This is a genomic window from Streptomyces sp. NPDC048424, from assembly GCF_040651555.1.
In the GTDB taxonomy this organism is placed as follows: domain Bacteria; phylum Actinomycetota; class Actinomycetes; order Streptomycetales; family Streptomycetaceae; genus Streptomyces.
Map to the genome: position 1 here is coordinate 337,891 of NZ_JBEZKE010000006.1, position 16,279 is coordinate 354,169.

Annotated in this window: 16 protein-coding genes; 4 read left to right on the forward strand and 12 right to left on the reverse strand. The window is 70.9% G+C overall.

The window, feature by feature from the left end; translation table 11 throughout:
• Positions 1-40: 40 nt before the first annotated feature.
• Positions 41-850 carry a polysaccharide deacetylase family protein gene (locus tag AB0D29_RS12000; RefSeq protein WP_362853580.1) on the reverse strand — a complete coding sequence of 270 codons (810 nt, stop codon included), beginning with the start codon at positions 848-850 and terminating at the stop codon, positions 41-43.
• A 353-nt stretch (positions 851-1,203) separates the two neighbouring features.
• Here AB0D29_RS12000 and AB0D29_RS12005 point away from each other — a divergent pair, with 353 nt between their 5' ends.
• Positions 1,204-2,526 (forward strand): histidine kinase, encoded by a 1,323-nt coding sequence (locus tag AB0D29_RS12005; RefSeq protein WP_362853582.1) that lies wholly within the window; start codon positions 1,204-1,206, stop codon positions 2,524-2,526.
• Between the two features lie 47 nt (positions 2,527-2,573).
• On the opposite strand, the gene AB0D29_RS12010 is transcribed toward AB0D29_RS12005, so the two are convergent.
• The 4 genes from AB0D29_RS12010 to AB0D29_RS12025 form a co-directional block, all read right to left on the reverse strand.
• A complete protein-coding gene (locus AB0D29_RS12010; protein WP_362853584.1) occupies positions 2,574-3,371 on the reverse strand; it encodes an inositol monophosphatase family protein in 798 nt (265 codons plus the stop codon).
• 38 nt (positions 3,372-3,409) lie between these two features.
• Positions 3,410-4,048: a hypothetical protein gene (locus AB0D29_RS12015; protein WP_362853586.1), complete on the reverse strand. Its 639-nt coding sequence runs from the start codon at positions 4,046-4,048 to the stop codon at positions 3,410-3,412.
• A complete protein-coding gene (locus AB0D29_RS12020) occupies positions 4,045-5,478 on the reverse strand; it encodes a PQQ-binding-like beta-propeller repeat protein (protein WP_362853587.1) in 1,434 nt (477 codons plus the stop codon). The genes AB0D29_RS12015 and AB0D29_RS12020 overlap by 4 nt, the downstream gene beginning before the upstream one ends.
• Before the next feature lie 77 nt (positions 5,479-5,555).
• Positions 5,556-6,098 (reverse strand): hypothetical protein, encoded by a 543-nt coding sequence (locus AB0D29_RS12025; protein ID WP_362853588.1) that lies wholly within the window; start codon positions 6,096-6,098, stop codon positions 5,556-5,558.
• A 248-nt stretch (positions 6,099-6,346) separates the two neighbouring features.
• On the opposite strand from AB0D29_RS12025, the gene AB0D29_RS12030 reads away from it, so the two are divergent.
• Positions 6,347-6,796, forward strand: coding sequence for a DUF2809 domain-containing protein (locus AB0D29_RS12030; protein WP_362853589.1), 450 nt, complete (start codon positions 6,347-6,349; stop codon positions 6,794-6,796).
• A gap of 94 nt (positions 6,797-6,890) precedes the next feature.
• Here the strand turns inward: AB0D29_RS12030 and AB0D29_RS12035 are convergent, their stop codons facing one another.
• From AB0D29_RS12035 to AB0D29_RS12050, 4 genes are all read right to left on the reverse strand, one after another.
• Positions 6,891-7,157, reverse strand: a complete 267-nt coding sequence (locus AB0D29_RS12035; protein WP_362853591.1) for a hypothetical protein — start codon at positions 7,155-7,157, stop codon at positions 6,891-6,893.
• A gap of 238 nt (positions 7,158-7,395) precedes the next feature.
• Entirely contained in the window at positions 7,396-7,794 is a 399-nt protein-coding gene (locus AB0D29_RS12040; RefSeq protein ID WP_362853593.1) for a hypothetical protein, read from the reverse strand.
• 71 nt (positions 7,795-7,865) lie between these two features.
• Entirely contained in the window at positions 7,866-9,341 is a 1,476-nt protein-coding gene (locus AB0D29_RS12045; RefSeq protein ID WP_362853595.1) for an amidohydrolase family protein, read from the reverse strand.
• Positions 9,342-9,718: 377 nt separating this feature from the next.
• The gene (locus tag AB0D29_RS12050) at positions 9,719-10,390 is read right to left on the reverse strand and encodes a hypothetical protein (RefSeq protein ID WP_362853596.1); all 672 of its coding nucleotides are present in this window, start codon (positions 10,388-10,390) and stop codon (positions 9,719-9,721) included.
• Between the two features lie 544 nt (positions 10,391-10,934).
• On the opposite strand from AB0D29_RS12050, the gene AB0D29_RS12055 reads away from it, so the two are divergent.
• Entirely contained in the window at positions 10,935-11,771 is an 837-nt protein-coding gene (locus AB0D29_RS12055) for a creatininase family protein (protein WP_362853598.1), read from the forward strand.
• Positions 11,772-11,803: 32 nt separating this feature from the next.
• Here the strand turns inward: AB0D29_RS12055 and AB0D29_RS12060 are convergent, their stop codons facing one another.
• Positions 11,804-12,511 carry a 4'-phosphopantetheinyl transferase superfamily protein gene (locus AB0D29_RS12060; RefSeq protein WP_362853599.1) on the reverse strand — a complete coding sequence of 236 codons (708 nt, stop codon included), beginning with the start codon at positions 12,509-12,511 and terminating at the stop codon, positions 11,804-11,806.
• A gap of 117 nt (positions 12,512-12,628) precedes the next feature.
• Here AB0D29_RS12060 and AB0D29_RS12065 point away from each other — a divergent pair, with 117 nt between their 5' ends.
• Positions 12,629-13,981, forward strand: a complete 1,353-nt coding sequence (locus AB0D29_RS12065; protein WP_362853601.1) for a hypothetical protein — start codon at positions 12,629-12,631, stop codon at positions 13,979-13,981.
• Between the two features lie 131 nt (positions 13,982-14,112).
• Here AB0D29_RS12065 and AB0D29_RS12070 read toward each other — a convergent pair whose 3' ends face one another.
• Together AB0D29_RS12070 and AB0D29_RS12075 are read right to left on the reverse strand one after the other, a co-directional pair.
• A complete protein-coding gene (locus tag AB0D29_RS12070) occupies positions 14,113-14,685 on the reverse strand; it encodes a hypothetical protein (RefSeq protein ID WP_362853602.1) in 573 nt (190 codons plus the stop codon).
• Positions 14,678-16,279, reverse strand: a 1,602-nt coding sequence (locus AB0D29_RS12075) for an alpha/beta hydrolase (protein WP_362853604.1), incomplete at its 5' end; no start/stop codon positions are given. The genes AB0D29_RS12075 and AB0D29_RS12070, both read right to left, overlap by 8 nt.

Sequence of the window (16,279 nt, forward strand, 5' to 3'; positions counted from 1 at the left end):
TGACAGCGACGGAGGGCGGACCCGTCTCCGGCCGGGGGGACTACGGGGTGGTGCGGGCCGGGAAGGAGAAGGTGTAGCCGTGTGCGGTGAGCCAGGGCAGGTACTGCTTGAGCGCCGCGACGGTCTCGCTGCGGTCGCCGCCCCCGTCGTGGAAGAGGACGGTCGGCTGCTGGGGGAGCTTGTCCTCGACGGCGGAGATGATCGCGGGCAGGCCCGGCCGGCTCCAGTCCTTGGGGTCCACGCTCCAGCCCAGCGGACGCATCCCGCTCGCCGCGGCTATCGCCCGGCTGTCGGGGGTGAAGGCTCCGCCCGGCGCGCGGTAGTAGCCGACGGGGACACCCGGTACGGCCTTCTCGATCATGGCCTTGGCGTCGAGTATCTGCTGCTGCTGGTAGGCGACGGGCTTGTGGTCCATGGTCACGTCGTGGTCGACGGAGTGGTTGCACAGCCGGTGCCCGTCGGCGGCGACCGCGCGCGCCAGGTCCGGGTACTTCTGCACCTTCGTCCCGATCATGCAGAAGGTGGCCTTGACGTGGTTCTCCCGCAGCACCTTGAGGACCTGGGGCGTCCAGCGGGGATCCGGGCCGTCGTCGATGGTGATCGCCACGTCGCGCCCCGCGCCCTGCGCCAGCCTGGAGATCCCCAGCGGGACCCCGGTGGCGCCCTGGACGGATCCCGAACCCCCGGCGGTCGCGGAGTGGCGGTCCGGGGCCGTGACCGGGGACCGGCCCGCAGAGTCGTCCGTCGCGGCGAGGGCCGGGGTGCCGGCTGCCGCCAGGAGGCCGAGGACGGCCGCCGCCGCGGCGGATCCCGCCCGCAGACGACGTGCGGAACTGGTGGTGATGCCCATGGACGCGCTCTTCCTTTGCGCTCAGCCCCCCGGATCTCGCGTTGCCGATCCAGGCTAGGTCATGCGTCCGGGCCCCTTCCTCGTCCGATCGGCCCGTTCGACGGCCCGGTCGGGGGAGTGGGGCAGGCCCTGCCCGCGTCCGCGCCCGGTCTGCGGGAGTCGCGCGGCGCACGGCGTCCCGACGCGTGTGAGCAGTGTCACCGACCAGCCGGCCCGGGAGGCGGACGAGGAGGGCGCGCATCGATCTTCAGCCGGACGCGTCGCGCCCGCTCCGGCCGGCAGAGGTACGGGCACGGCGGGCCTGAAGCGAGATTCCGGGCACCTGCCTCGGCCGCGGCCCGTAAGCTGCGGCGATGCGCGCTGGATTCGGGTTCCTCGACAGGCTCACGGGAAGGTACCGGTCGCTGGTCGTCGACTCGCTGCTCGCGCTGGGCTACGCCGGCGCGGGCCTGCTCCTGGGGCAGGAGCAGCCGCCCGTCGGATGGCAGTCCATGGACGGGCTGGGGGCGGTCCTGACCGTACTGGTGGGTCTGGTGCTGCTCGCCCGCCGCATCGCGCCCGTCGCGGTGTTCGCCACCAGCAGCGCGCTGTGGATCCTGTTCATCGCCTGCGGGTACTGGCCGGTGATCAACTCGATGCCCCCGCTCCTCGGCCTGTACACGGTCGCGGCGACCCGTCACCTGCGTACCTCCCTCGTGTGCGCGGTGGTCGTGGCCGGCACGTGGGTGTACGCGGGACTGAGCAACGCCGACAACAGCTCCATGCGGACCGTTCTTGCCCAGGCGGTCCTGTTCCCGGCCGTGGTGTTCGTCGTCGGGCGCGGGTCGGGACGACTTGCCGAGCGGAACAGGCAGTTCGCCGAACTCACCTTCCAACTGCGCAGACAGCAGGAGGAGAACGCCCGCCAGGCACTCACGGAGGAGCGGGTGCGCATCGCGCGGGAACTGCACGACGTGGTCGCGCACCACATGTCCGTGATCTCCCTCCAGGCGGGCATGGCCTCGTACGTGTTCCCCACGAACCCGGCGGTGAGCCGGCAGGCCCTGGACACCATCGCCGGTACCAGCAGGGAGGCGCTGGAGGAGATGCGGCGCATGCTCGTACTGCTCCGTGTCGGCCAGGAAGGGCTGCCGGAAGGGCGGGCGGAAGGGCGGGCGGATCCGGCCGGTGCCGACGCCGACGCCGAGTCGGAGGACGACGGGCCGGAGGACGGCGGTGCCTACGCCCCGGCCCCCGGGCTCGACCTGTTGGACCGGCTGCTCGAGAGGGTGCGGGGCGCGGGGGTCCGGGCCACCATGGAAGTCGTCGGTTCCCCCACACCCCTTCCGCCGGGCATGGCGCTCTGCGTCTTCCGCGTGATCCAAGAGGCACTGACCAACGTGCTCAAGCACGCGGGACCGACCAGGGCGGACGTCACCATCCGCTACGAGAGCCGCGCCATCGTGGTGTCGGTCACCGACGAGGGAAGCGGCAACTCCCTGCCGGACACGGTGATCACACCCGGTCACGGACTGATCGGGATGAGGGAACGCGCGAAGATCTACGGCGGCACGGTCACCGCCGGCCCCCGCGCCCTCGGCGGCTTCGAGGTCCGACTCGTCCTTCCGGCACCCACCACCAGCGACCGGCCGGACACCCTCCCCACCCCCGGCCTCGGGGACGTCCGTTCCCGGTGAGGGACGCTGCGGTCGTCGGTCGTCGGTCGTCGGTCAGCGGCCCGGTACTAGCGGGAACCGGAGATCATCGACAGCAACAGGGCATGGGTCTCGGCGTCGGCGGCCACCACGAGCCCGCGGCCCGCCCGGCCGAGCGGGCCACCGTCGATCCCCGTGACCACGCAGCCGGCGGCCCGGCACACGGCGATACCGGCGGCGAAGTGCACGCTTGCGGACAGGTCACCGCCATCGGTGACGTACGCGGCACGCTTGCCGGCCGCGACCCAGGCCAACGCCAACGTCGTGGAGACGACCCGCGGCCGGAACCGCTCGACGAACCCGGCGTCGGCCAGCAGGTCCACGGCCCGGAATCCGGGCGCACTGGGAAACGGCGGATCCAGGTTGACGTCCACCAGCCGGGTGGCGGGCGTGGGCGCCAGCAGTGCGTCGACCCCCGCGTGCCGCACCCGGGCGGTCTCACCGTCGGTGAAGAAGACCTCGCCGCTGAACGGGTCGGCCACCGCCGCCGCCCCGTCCCGCAACGCCACATTGACGGCCACCAGCATGTTGCCGACGGCGTAGTTCAGCGTGCCGCACAGGGGATCCACCAACCACTCGCGGACGGCGGCGGCCGCACCCTGCTGTCCGCCCTCCTCGCCCAGCACCGCGTCATCGGGCCGAGCAGCACGGATGACATCGAGGATCGCCTTCTCGGCCGCCACATCGGCGGCGGTGGCGAAGTCCCCGGCGCCCTTGTCGATCCGGGAGAGCGGCCGGCCGTACATGCCGCGCACCACGTCCGCACCGGCACGTGCCGCGGCTATCGCAACCCCGGCATCATCAAGGCTCGTGTATGAGTCGATCATGCCCTGGAGGATATCGGGCCACCCCCGCGAACCCCTGGCTACCGGACCAGCGCGAAGGTACTGGCTGCGACGGCCCCGCCCACCGCAGCGCCCACCAGCACCTGGCCGAGCGTGTGGTCCTTCAGCTCCACCCGTGACCAGCCGACGACGGCCACCACGGGGTAGGCGAGGAGCACCCACGGCCCGTAGGTCAAGGCGAGCATGGCCACGCTTCCGGAGGACACGGCGGCGTGCACGCTGATCTTCCAGGCAGGGGTCACGGCGAGCAGCGCGGCCAGGGTGCTCAGCATGGCCGCGATCAGCGCGATCATCGTCCGGGGAGCACCGAAGGCCCACAGCAACACGGCGCCGGTGGCGACCGACGCGATGATGAAGGCCATCACGAGGATCCGCTGCCGCCTCTGGCCGACGTGCCGGTCGGCCCAGCGGCCGCGGCGGATCCCGTATTTGATGAAGGCCAGCGGAATGACCGCGGCGAACAGACAACCGACGAGACCCCATCCGATCCCGGCGAGGCGGCTGGTGTGCCAGCCGATGAGGAGGGTGTCGGCGATGATCCAGGTCTTGGGATCGAGCCCATCGGTGATGAGGCGGGCGGCCCGGGACTCACCGGGCCGGGCGGTGGTGGCGGCGGCCCTCCGCGCGCGGCTCAGCCCTGCCGGCTGTCGGCCGGTCAAGGGGTGGGGGACCGGAACATGACGGTTCCGTACGAGTAGTGCCCGGGCTCGGTCAGGGCGAGGCTGCCCGCGCCGTAGTCGACGGCCACGTCGCCCAGGGACAGGAAGGTGTCAGGTGCCTTCACGGTGCTGATCTGGGTCCTGGCGCCGTCCTTCGCCGCGTAGGCGTAGACGGCCATGTCCTTGGTGGCCTTTCCTCCGAGGACGTACACGGTCTCCTGGTCGGATCCGAGGAATCGAGGGATGGTGAGGGTGTCGACAGGCTGGGTCCATCGTGTGGCGCCCGTCTCGAGGTCGAAAGCGACGATCTGAGTGAGTGCCGAGCTGCTGCTCAGGGGATCGCCCGCGACGACGTAGGCAGTGGATCCGTTGAAGACGATGCCGTAGCGGGAGGAGCGGCCGAGGCGGCTGCTCCGGTTCAGCTGGACCGGGCCGGCGCCGGAAGTGAGCGGGATGACCCGGGCCAGGCGGCCCTCACGGGTGAAGGTCATGAGCTCCGGATCCTTGGTGCCGCCGAGGGCAGAGGGCGTGAGGACCACGGTCATCGGGCCGCCGTCGACCACGTCGACGTGCGATTCCTTCGGGATGGACACGGGCTCGGGGGACAGCTCCTTGCCCGTGGCGTCGAGGGTGACCACCCAGTACCGCCATCCGGCGCGCTGCACGCCGATCACGACCATGATCCGGTCGTGATGGGTGCTCATGGCCCAGTTCAGGACGTACTCGTTGAGGGGCACACCGGCGTTGCGCCAGGTCCACGCCTCGGTGCCGTCGGCGCGCAGGCCGACGACGGTGTTGGGGGTCATCACCGCGAGGACGCCGCCGGCGACGAAGGCCAGCCGCGTGGTGTCGTCGGTGAGCGGCTTGCCGTCCATGAGCGCCCCGGACACCTGCTTGGTCCAGACGATCGCGCTGCCGTTGCGGGTGTCGATCAGCGAGACGCGGTCGCAGCTGGCCTTGGAGTGGAGCGGGTCGCCCTTGATCCACGCGATCGCGCCGAGACCGTCGGCGGTCAGACCCTCGGTCATGCCGCAGGGGTGCATATCGGGTTCGGGCGGCGTGAGGGTGCCCAGCGGCTTCCCCGTCACGGGGTCGAGGACCTCGACTCCGGTCCCGCGGCCCACGTAGTAGGCGGTCTTCGTGCGCCAGGTGGCCATCAACGGCGTGAGCAGCGAGTGGCCTTCGGCGGGCGCCGTCTTCCAGGCCTGGGCGAGCTGCGCCGGGGCGAACGGTTCCTTCGGCGCCGGGCTGCTCTTGGACGCCGGGCTCTCGGCAGCGCCGCCGCAGGCTGTCGCCCCGCTGAGGAGGAGAGCGGCGGTGGCGGTGGCGGCGAGGATCCGGCGGCCGCGGTCCCGCAGCCGTGTGCCGCTCCGCCGCGGCGGTATGGGACCGCCGACTTCGGCGGGGTGCGGCCGCGAGTGGTGCGCCATGCGGTGGTGTTCTTCTTTCGCTCTGATGGGTGGTGCGGGCGGACTCGTGCCGCGCGGCCGCCGAAGTCGGCGCTCGCCTAGGAGGAGTGTGTCAGTGCCTGGGAGACGATCCAGACGGCCCAGGCGATGGGGATGAGCGTCACGTAGGCCTGCGGCCGACGGAGCACCGCCGGGCCCGTGTCGAGGTGGGTGCGTCCCGGGGCGGGCGTCGACGGGGGAAGCTTGCTGAACTTCCGGTAGGCCAGAAGGTTCCATACGAGCGTGAACGGATTGAAGATCACGAGGGAGAGCGGGCCCCACCATCCCAGACACAGCGTCCTGGTGGTCATCTGACGGACGACGGCTATGCCGCAGGCCCGGCAGAACGGTCCGTTCAGGTGCTCGAACTTCATCATGATGAGAATGCCCATGTGGGACCGGACCTTGAAGTCCTCGGCGGACTGCCCGCCGCACGCGCGGCACGAGCGCGGCACGTGGCTCGTGGCCGCCGGCGCTCCGTAACCGCCGGGCACGGGCCCCTGGTTCCAGGAGCCCGGGGTCGGGCCGTACCCTCCGGCGGCGCCGTAGGGGTTGCCCGGTACGGGGCCCTGGTCGGACGCGTGGTGCTGCGGTGTTGCCATGGTGAACGGTTCTCCAGGATTGCTCGTACGTGCCGACGCCATCCGCGGGCGGAGGTGTGTCGGGGCGCGCCCGGGCCCTGCTTCACGGGCGCGTCGCACATGGCGGGCTCCCGGGCGCTGATCTGCGGTGATGTGATCAGTGTGCGGCCCGGCCGCGGGGAACGGATGAGTGCGCGTACTCAGATCGGGGCGGCCGCGTGCTCAGACTCCCGGGAGGGCGCAGCCGGTGCGGCTGGCAGGATGACCTCGTGGATCGCACACCCGAAACCCGCGACCGTGCCGCCGCCTACCCGGTACGGACCCGTCTGGCGGCCGCAGCCGTGGCGTTGGTGGTCGTCGGCGCGGGGCTGGGGCTCAGGGCCGTGGCGACGGGGAGCGTGGCCAAGTACGGCGGAGACGCGCTCTACACCGTGCTCCTGCTGAGTCTCGTCGTGCTGGTGGCGCCACGGACATCGCCCTTGAGGGCCGCCGGAAGCGCGCTGGCGGTCAGTTGCGCGGTCGAGTTCCTCCAGCTCAGCCCGGTGCCGGCGGACCTCTCCCGACGCAGCACGGTCGCCCGCCTCGTGCTGGGTTCCACCTTCAACCCGCCGGACCTCTTGTGGTACTCGATGGGCGCGACAGCCGGATGGCTTGTCCACACCGCGGTGCGGTCCCGCCGGGTACGCCCGGCTCCGGTTCGCGACGCGGCGCGCACCTGAGCCGGACGTACCCGGCGGGCGGTGGGTGGGGGAGCGGCAAGCCCCGCCCTCCCCCTGCCCGGTCTTCCTGGGGCCGTGGCCGTCGAGCCGGTCCTCAGGCCATCTCGTCGCGGATCACGTTGCGGTGCTCCTCGTAGACGAGCCGTGCGTCGTCGTTCGGGAGCGCCGGGGTCGTGAGGCCGCAGGCACAGGTGACCACCGTGAGGTCGGACAGAGCGCGCAGGGTGTGGCCCTCGGGGCTGGTCCGGGTGGTCCCCGCCGGCCTCTCGTATCGGAGGTTGTGTGGGTAGTGGGGTGTGCGGGCAGCGGCCGGGGCGATGCCGTCGCTGGCGTGTTCGAGGGTGAAGCGGTGCTCGCTCATGGGTCCAGTGTCGTCTGCCGGACGCGAGTAACGCGCGCTCGCGCGGCAGGACACGGCGAGAGTGCCACGGGCCGCGCTGCCGGGCGTCCAGGAAGGCACGCCTTTCACCCGGGCCGCGCGGAGGCGGACGTTCCATGGCCCGCCGCGCGCGTCGGGGACGTGATCCCCTCACCCGGGAGGGTGCGTCCTCGCAGTGCTCCCTGCCCGTCGGAACACCACAAGACCGTGGTCCGGGAGGTCAGGCGGAGACGAAGACCCCTTCGTGGGCGTCGTCGAGGACGAACCCGTTGTCGAACCGGACGCGGACCGTCACGCGGAGCTTCTGCTCCTGATAGGCGACCCACTCGGCTTCCAGCGACGTGACCTGCTCCTCGAGCTGCTTCCTGGTCCCCGTGGGCATCTGGTGGCCGAAGTCGTCGAGCAGCGACTTGAGCCGTACGTACTCGCGGACCTCCTGGCTCGGCTCCTCCTGCTGAGGATCGTTCACCCGCTCGACGGTGCCCTCGATGCCCGATGCCAGGGAAAGCGAGCCGGCGACGGCACCCGTGTCCGCCGCGGGGTCCTCGGCCAGAAGGACCGACCCGGCCAGCCTGAGGTCTGCTGCCAGCTTCACCCGCTGGCCTTGTTCGAGCGTCATGGATCCTTCATCTCTCCGGTCGGTCGGGCCGCGCCCCCGTACGCGCACGGTGGCGGCCCCGGTCGCTGCCATTATCCGGCCTGGCCGGCGGCGCGGAGGCGGGTGGCGGCCGCTTCGGCCTCCCGTACGACGCGGGCCGTGTCGACCTCGACCAGCCGGCCGCCCAGCTTCAGCGCCCGTCCGTCCACGAACACGGAGTCGACGTTCTCGGGGCGCCCGTTGAAGACGACCTGGCCGACCCAGTCGAAGCGCGGCGCGAAGTTCAGGGCGGCCGGGTCCACGACCACGACGTCGGCCCGCTTGCCGGGTGTCAGGGAGCCCACCCGGTCGGCGATGCCGAGGGCCTCGGCGCCACCCAGCGTGGCCATCCGCAGGACGTCGTGCACCTGCGGGAAGACGCCGGCGTCCGTGGCGCGGGCGCGTTGCAGGCCGATGGCCGTCTTCATCAGAGCGTGGAAGTCCGAGCTGTCGTTGGTCCCGCCGTCCAGGCCGAGCCCCACCTTGACGCCCCGCCGTCTGAACTCGGAGAGCCGCATGATGCCGGAGGCCAACCGCATGTTGCTCAGCGGGCAGTGGGCCGCCCGCGCGTCGTGCTCGGCGACGGCGGCGATTTCGGCATCGGTCAGGTGGATGGCGTGGTTGATCAGGAGCCGCGGACCCAGCGCGCCGATGTCGGTGAGCACCCCGATTGGGTCGTCGGCGCGCTGCTCGGGGCGTTCCAGGACATGGGAGTTGAGCATGACGCCCATGTCCTGGGCGATTTCCCAGTGCGCGCGGTTGAGGTCCTGGACGGCCCGGGCCGCATGCGTGGCGACCTGGAAGGAGCCGAGCGGTACCGGATCGACGAGTTCCTTCTTCACCTTCGTGACCAGCACCCCGTCGGGCTTGGGCGGGAACATCGCGTAGGTGAACCGCACCCCGGTGCCGGCCAGGGCCCGTACGTAGCTCTCGATGAGGTCGAACGAGAAGATGTCCACCCAGTCCACCAGCGTGGTCACGCCCGACTGGACGGCGTCAAGGGCGGCGAGTCGCACGAAGCTGTGGAGGGCGGAGGGCGTCAGCCGGCCGCGCTGGGGGTCGGTACACCCCTGGAACCAGCCGAAGAGGTCGCGGTCGGTACACCCGCCGCGGATCACCGCCTGCCAGAGGTGGGTGTGGGTGTCGACGAACCCCGGCATGGCCAGCTTGCCCGAGGCGTCCACCACCCAGGCGCCGCCGGGCGCCCGGAGGGCCGTGCCCACGGCGGTGATGGTGCCGTTCTGCATCAGGACGTCGGCGTTCGCGACGGCGCCGAGGGGGCCGTCGCCGACGGCGGGGTCCATGGTGAGCGCCAGCGACGCCCCGCGGAGCAGAACCGTCCGGTTTCCCTGGAGGGGCTGGTCGGCGTGGCTTGCCTGGCTGGGCTGGACGGACGGGTGGGCGGGGCGGCCGCGGAGCGCGGGACTGGCCGTGACGCCGAGGACGAGCGGGGCGGCGGCGGCCAGACCGAGGCCGGTGAGGAGATCGCGCCGGCTGGGGGCCGACGGCGGCGTGGGGATCGACTGCATGGCGTGTTACCTCCCGAGAGCTCAGAACGGAAGGCCCGCCCGGGCGACGCCATGGCGGGCGTCGAGCAGCGGCGGGAGATCACACGCAGCATGCCCAGCGAACGGCCTTTCGATAGGCGTCTGCGGAAAACTTTTTCCGCTGCCGGGTGGAGGGGGTCGGCGGACGCCGATTCGATGACGCCTTGTGGGAGGTCGACAACCTGGCCTTCGGCCGGATCCCCGATCCGGTGGTCTGCATCGGCATGCGGCGCAGAGCCGGCGGCGCCGTCCGGGCCGCACCGCTCGTGGAACGCCCCCTCGGTCTCGACCTGCCGCCGCCGTGCGCGAACAGCCGGACCGAAGCACCGTGGTGCCGACCCGCCCCAACGGCCGGGAGGTCAGGCCCCGGTGCCGGCGAGTCGACGCATCGTGTCCATGAGCTCGGGCGGCGGGGCGATGCTCATCGTCTTGGTCTCGTCGTCGAAGACGGTGATCGTGGTCAGGCTGCCCGCCCGCCACCAGAACACGCGCGGCGAGAGGCGTCCGGGGCCGTCCTCGTAGGCGCCGAGAGCGAACTGGGCGAGGTCGTTGACGGCCTCGCCCACATGGCGGTCCGCGAGCGGGTAGAAGACGAGGTTGTGGCGGTTCGGGACCGTCAGCAGGACGCCCTCGGCGGGAAGTTCGGGTCCGCCCGCAGCGCGTACCGCCTCTTCGAAGACGAGCGCCTTGCTGGCGGCGTAGACGGAATCGCCGCCGATGATGTGGAGCACGGCGCCACCGGGCCGCTCGATCGTGTCGTAACCCACCGGCTCCGCAAGCAGGTTGGCGCGCGCGGCAGCGTAGAGCACGTCGCGGTCCACCCGGGCGACGTCCTGGTCGTCCAGCAGACGGACGCTGTCCGGGGTGTCGTACGCGATGCCCTCCAGCAGATCGGTGGCCACGGGCCGCAGATAGCCGAACTGGTGGGCGGCCTCCGGCGGTATGGACTCGGCGGCGGCCAGCCGCAGGTAGACGTGGCGCAGCGGGTCTGCGGCGGGGGCCGGGGCGGCGGGGGGAGTCTGGTCGGTCATGCGTGCTTTCCTTCGGCAGTGCGGTGAGGGTGGTGGTGGGGTCGGCCGGTCGCGGGCGTGGCGCGCCGCGCTGGGCGGGCCGGCGCTGCTCCCGTACGGCGCGGCCGGCTCGTGCACGGGGCGCGGGAGGCGGTCGGCAAGCAGCTTGCCGGCGACCGAAGGGGCGGAACCCCCTTGCGGGGCGCGTCCCTGTCTGAGGGTCAGGTGCGGGATCAACCGGACACAGGCACCGTACCAGCGCGCCCCGGACGCCCGCCGTCCGGGGCGCCTCCGGGTGCGCATCGCGGGGAGACACGCACGAGGCCCCGGGACGAGAGTCCCGGGGCCTGGCTGTGCACTTCGCTTGACCGTCCGGTTCAACGACGGAGCGGGCGTTGGGTCACGCCCACCGGACATCGGGTTCGACGGAGGGCATTTGTGATGTCCCCACAAGACGCAGGAGTGATTTCCGGCGTGGGCACCGCTCGTGAACTGCTTCGCGTCCTGGCAAAAATGATCACGATCGGTGGTCCGGCCGGTCAGGACATGAAACACGGGGAAGTACATGCACAGTGGATACTCGGTCTTCGCCGGGACGATGGCCGACCTCACCTACCCGCAGGTGGAGGCGGCGGCCGCGGCAGGCACATGCGTCCTGCTGCCCACGGGCGTCATCGAGCAGCACGGCCCGCACCTGCCGCTGGGCACCGATGCGTACGGCGCGTACCAGCTGTGCCGGATGGTGAAGGACGAGCTCGATCGTCAGCAGGTACCGGCGCTGATCGCCCCGCCCGTGTTCTGGGGCGTCAACCAGGTTTCCGGCGCCTTCGCCGGGACGTTCCGCACACGCCCGGAGACCGCGGCCGCCCTGCACTTCGACATCCTGGAATCGCTCGCCACCGACGGCTTCCGGCAGATCTTCGTGATCAACCACCAGGGCGACATCGCGCACAATCGGATGCTCCTTGACGTCGTGACAGCCCGACACGAGGAGGGCAGCACGGGAGTCGTCCTCATCGAGCCCGACTTCATCGCCGACCGCCTGGGCGAGGCGGCGAACACGTCCGCCCTGGCCACCTTCGCCATGCGGCCGCTGTTCGAGGGGCTGGAACTGTCCGGCGAACTCGGTGTCCACGCCGAAGAGATCGAGAGCGCGCTGATGATGCGCTGGTTCCCCGAGGTCGTCGATTACGAGGCCATGACCGGGCTCCGGCCGACGGGACTCGGGCCGGCGGACCTGGCCGAATGGCGCAAGGGCGGCGAACACGCCCGAAGGGTGACGCCCCAGGGCTACTTCGGCGCCCCCAGCCCCCGCGACCCGTTCCTGTGGCGCTTCTACGAGCGCATGGCCCACGCCATGGCCAACACCGTGACCAGCTCGCTCACCGCCCAAGGAAGCTGACCAGACGCCGCGCCGTGGTGTCGTCTGCGGGTCTATCCGGGGTCGTTGGTGGTGGCGAGGGCGGCAGTGTGGTCGTCGGGTGCGGGGAGGTCGGTGAGGGTGTAGCCGGGGATGGTGGCGGGGGTGGGGTGGGAGCTGACGTAGGGGTGGGTGAGGCCTTGGGCGAGGCCGTGGCCGGTGGCCTTGAGAGCGGCTTCCTTACGGGTCCAGATGCGCGCGAGGGCTTGGGGGCGTTGGGTTTCGGGGAGGTTGGTGAGTTCGGCGGTTTCTTTGGGGTGGAGGGTGTGGAGGACGTCGGTGACGGTCTGGGGGGTGGGGGTCTGTTCGATGTCGATGCCGACGGGCCGTGTGGCGAGAGCGAGGTAGGCGAGGTTGCCGCTGTGGGAGAGGTTGTAGTGGAAGGGGCTGTCGGGTGTGGTGGGGCGGCCGTGGGGTCCGCCGCAGGTGGGGCAGTCTTCGCGGGTGAGGCGGATGTGCTGTGGGGGGAGGTTGAGGTAGGCGGCGAGGATGAGGCGTAGGCCGAGGTGGGCGGCGAGGTAGCGGTGCCGGTCGGCGGGCCTGATCATGCGTTCGGCGCGGGTGCGTTCGTTGGTGTCGAGGATGCTTGCCGCGTCCTTGACGGCGTGTCCGCCGAGGGTGTCGGCGGTGGTGTCCCAGGCCCAGACGATGGGGGTGCTGTCGGTGGGGGGCGGTCCGATGTGTGGTGGCTGGCCGCCGAGTTGATTCACGTGCTCGATCACCTGTCCGAGGGTAGACCAGTCGACGGGCGCCCGGGCGGGTGCCCGGGCGTGCGTGGTCCGGCCGATGATGGGGTGTGCGGGTGATGGGGCGGTGCGTGGTGTGAGTACGGTCTGTTCATGTACTTGAGTGGAGCGGGGCACGAGCAGGGGCGGGGGCGGGGGCACGTCCTCGTGGTCGCGGGTGATGTGGCCGTGCGTCGGCGTGTTGTGCAGGTGGCGCCGAGTGCCAATGTCGCGGCTCTTGCGATGGTGCCGGGTTCGGTGTTGCTGGGTAGCGACGTGCCGTGTGACACGGTTTGTTTGGACGGGGCGCGTGACCCGAATACGGTGTTGACACGGCTGCGGTCGGCAGCTGCGACGCGTGGGCCGCTGCTGGTCTACCTGTCGGGTCGGCTGACGGTCGATCGCCGGGGCGGTGGGTTGTGTTTCGCGCTGGCCGGGACGACGGCGGGAACGGCCCGTTACAGCGCGTTGCCCTGGGAGTGGTTGGGCGTTGAGCTGCGGGGGCGTCCGGCGGAGCTGACCACGGTGGTCGTCGACCTTGTTGCGGACAAGACCGCGTGGCCGTTGCTCCAGGAGTACGCCAGCCTGCCGGTTTCCGGGGCCGCGGAGGTGTACGGGGTGGTCTGCCCGCCGGCTTTCGCTCCGGCTGCGGCGGGCGCCGCGGTGAGCGGCTATACCCGGCATTGGATCGAGCAGCTGCGTCGCGGGCCGGGCCGCCCGGCCAATGTGCAGGTGCATGCGCTCGCGGTTTCGGCGGCCGCGCTGCCCCCGGGAACGCTCGTCCTGCCGACCGCGCGTGAGCTCGGCATGCGCTCCGGCCCGCAGCACGAACCCGGACACCCCCAACAGGCACACCACCCTCAGGCGTCACCACACGCCCACCCGTCAGCACACCTTCAGCAGCCCCCGCATCCCGAGCGGCCGCAGCAACCCGCCCCCACCCCCGCTCCCGCGCCGGGCCCCGTGCAGGGCTCTGAGGCGGTTCCGGGGGCTGGGTTGCTCGGGGGCGAGGGTGGGGACCCGCGGCCGTTCATTCATGCCTTGGCTGTGGAGGGTCGTCATGGAGAGGCGGCCGGCCTTGCCCAGGTGTGGGAGGAGCATGTGCTGCAGACGTGCGGGCGCGGCTCTCCGGAGGCCATCGGGTGGGCGGAGATCCGTGCTGATCTGGCGCGGATGGCGGGTGATTTCCCTTCCGCGACCCGGTTGTGGATGGGTGTGGGTCAGGCCCGTCTGGCCCGTGAGGGTGCTGGTGGCTTGGAGGTGCATGCCGCGGCGGCGGGCGCCCTGTACTGCTGGGCGCAGCTGAGGGACCGCGCCCTCGTCTTGGAGTTCGGGCCCGACCTGGTCGCTCTCCTGCGGGTTCTGCCGCTGCCGGACCCCCGCCATCTGCGTCTGGCCGAGCAGCGGCTGGAGGCGCTGCGCACCGCCGACCGCACCGCCGACCGCCCCGGCGCCCTGCACCCGTAGCCCGGGAACCGGCTGCAGGACCGGACCAACAGACCCGCGAGGTGTACGGCTCAGAACGCGGCAGGTGAGCTCTACACCGAACGGAGCGACGTCTCGGCCCCCGGGAACGGTCGGTCGTGTTGCGTCAGGCGTCAGTATTCGCCGTCGAGGGCCGTGGCGGATTCTGCCTTGAAGCATTTGGAGACGACTTTGAAGAGGAGCATGGGGTTGCCGGTGGCGGATTTCTTGCTGCCGGTGACGTGGAGGGCGAATTGCTCGGCGTCGTTCTCGGCGTAGATTTCGGGGTCTTGCGCCTGGCTGTTGGCCTTGCCGTCCTTGGTGATTTTCCAGCCGTTTTCGTTGAGCGTTTTACGGAGGTTGGTGATGCCGGTGTCGACCTGTTCGTCGGAGATGTCGTAGACGGACCAGGGGTGCGACATGGAGAACAGGTCGTCGCCGTATTCGCGACAGCGGGTGACGCTCGGGCCGGGTTCGGTCACCTTGCCCTTGATGCCGGACATCTCGAGGAGGTTGCTGGAGACCTGTTTGGTTTTGGTGCGGGCCGGTTCGGGGTCCATGCGTGCCGGTGTGTAGTTGAGTTCTTTCACGTTGGAACACCCCACAGACAGTGTGGACAGCAGGCCGGCGAGGGCGACGGCGAGTGCGGTGGCCCTGATCGTTTTCGTGGTTCGGCGGATGGGGCCGCCCGGCGCGGTGTCAGTCACGCTGGACCTTGTCGTAGCGGCCGGCGACCACGCTTGCCTGGTTTTCGATGCTCAAGGAGTGGTCTCTCCAGTAGTCGGTGTGGCTGTTGGCGTCGTTTTTCATGATATTGGCTCCGAAGCTTTCGTCGGAGGGTACGTTCGATCCCCAGACGGTGCCGAACGGCAGCATGTCCTCCCACCAGTCGGTGGGGCCGCCGAGGCCGGCGACCTTCCCGCCCAGCGGTACCTGGTCGTCCAGGGTGGAGGCGGCCTGGGACCAGACGTGGCCTTCGCCCGCGTCGAGGTCCTTGGCGTGCTCGACGAGCATGCCGGGGCTGCCGACCGCGATCATGTCGTCGGCGCGCAGGTCGCCCGCGTTGGACGCGGCGCCCAGGACGGTGCTGCCGTAGCTGTGGCCGATGATCGTGGTGTGGCTCTTCTCGTCGCCGCCCTGGAGGTTCTCCAGGCCTTGCATGAACCGGTTGAGGTCGGGGGCGGCGGTCTCGGCGTAGTGCTTCTTCATGGCCTCGGGGACGATGCTCTGGGGGGCGTCGTATCCGATCCAGGTGATGGTGGACACGTCCTGACCAGGGGCCTGGGCGTGGGTTTCCTTCCACAGCTCGCTCATGTGGTGGATGTAGTCTTCGGTCTTGGTGATGTTGGTGTAGGTGCCGGGGACGAACACCGCGGTGTGGTCGGCGGTGTCGGGGTTGCCGTTGGCGACGATGGCCCGGCCGCCGCCGCTGGTGTCGAAGCCGAGGAGGTACGCCTCGGGCAGGCCTTCCTTGCCGGTGGCGTTGAACCGGTCCTGGATGGCGTTCATGCCCTTGAGGTTCTTCTCCAGGAATTCCTTGTCCTTGGCGTACTTCTTGTCCCACTCCGACCAGGCCGGGTTGAGGACCACCGCCGGATAGTCGCGCCCGGAGGGAACGTACTTCTGCGGCTGCGGCGGGATGGAATTCATCCGGAGCTGGAACTCGCCGTGCTTCTCGGCCAGCACGGTGCGGTTCGCTTCGTCCCGGATCACCGACGGCAGCCCGTCCAGCGCGCCGACCTGCGCCGCGTTCAGCGAGAGGTACGCCGACTGCTCGTCGGGGGACAGGCCCTTCCACCAGTCGGCGTTCGCCTTCGGGTCGCTGCCCTTGGGCGGTGGGGGTTTGATGTGGTCGAGGTAGTCCTTGGCCCCCGCACGCACCTCGCCGGTGTCCGCCTGGACGTCGGCCCAGTCGGAGTCGGAGACGACGAGGTCGTCGTCGGCCTTGAGCTTGCGCAGGCGGGGCGCCCACTGGGTGTCGGCCTCGGTGGCCTCGGCGACCGCCTGGGCGATCCGGTTGGCTATCTCCACCGCCTTGCCGAAGTTCGGGTTGGGGTGGATGTTCGCCGCCTGGCGTTCCAGGGCGGCGGAGAGGTCGTTGGCGTCCTTGGTCGGGTCGATGACGTTCCCCGACGGCTTGCCCTTGGCACTGCCGCTGACCGTGCCGCCCTCGGGCAGCTTGCCGTCCTTCTCCGTCCCGCCCGGCGGGAAGCTCACCGAACCGTCGGCGCCGACGGAGAACTTCTGCGCCTCGGCGTCACCGACGGCCGAGTCCAGCTTCCGCTTCGCCTCGGTGAAGGA

Coding starts and splice junctions, on each gene's coding strand:
- AB0D29_RS12040 (WP_362853593.1), bottom strand. CDS start 7,794: ATGACGCTCGAACAAGGCCAGCGGGTGAAGCTGGCAGCAGACCTCAGG.
- AB0D29_RS12000 (WP_362853580.1), bottom strand. CDS start 850: ATGGGCATCACCACCAGTTCCGCACGTCGTCTGCGGGCGGGATCCGCC.
- AB0D29_RS12055 (WP_362853598.1), top strand. CDS start 10,935: ATGCACAGTGGATACTCGGTCTTCGCCGGGACGATGGCCGACCTCACC.
- AB0D29_RS12065 (WP_362853601.1), top strand. CDS start 12,629: ATGTACTTGAGTGGAGCGGGGCACGAGCAGGGGCGGGGGCGGGGGCAC.
- AB0D29_RS12045 (WP_362853595.1), bottom strand. CDS start 9,341: ATGCAGTCGATCCCCACGCCGCCGTCGGCCCCCAGCCGGCGCGATCTC.
- AB0D29_RS12035 (WP_362853591.1), bottom strand. CDS start 7,157: ATGAGCGAGCACCGCTTCACCCTCGAACACGCCAGCGACGGCATCGCC.
- AB0D29_RS12005 (WP_362853582.1), top strand. CDS start 1,204: ATGCGCGCTGGATTCGGGTTCCTCGACAGGCTCACGGGAAGGTACCGG.
- AB0D29_RS12010 (WP_362853584.1), bottom strand. CDS start 3,371: ATGATCGACTCATACACGAGCCTTGATGATGCCGGGGTTGCGATAGCC.
- AB0D29_RS12020 (WP_362853587.1), bottom strand. CDS start 5,478: ATGGCGCACCACTCGCGGCCGCACCCCGCCGAAGTCGGCGGTCCCATA.
- AB0D29_RS12050 (WP_362853596.1), bottom strand. CDS start 10,390: ATGACCGACCAGACTCCCCCCGCCGCCCCGGCCCCCGCCGCAGACCCG.
- AB0D29_RS12025 (WP_362853588.1), bottom strand. CDS start 6,098: ATGGCAACACCGCAGCACCACGCGTCCGACCAGGGCCCCGTACCGGGC.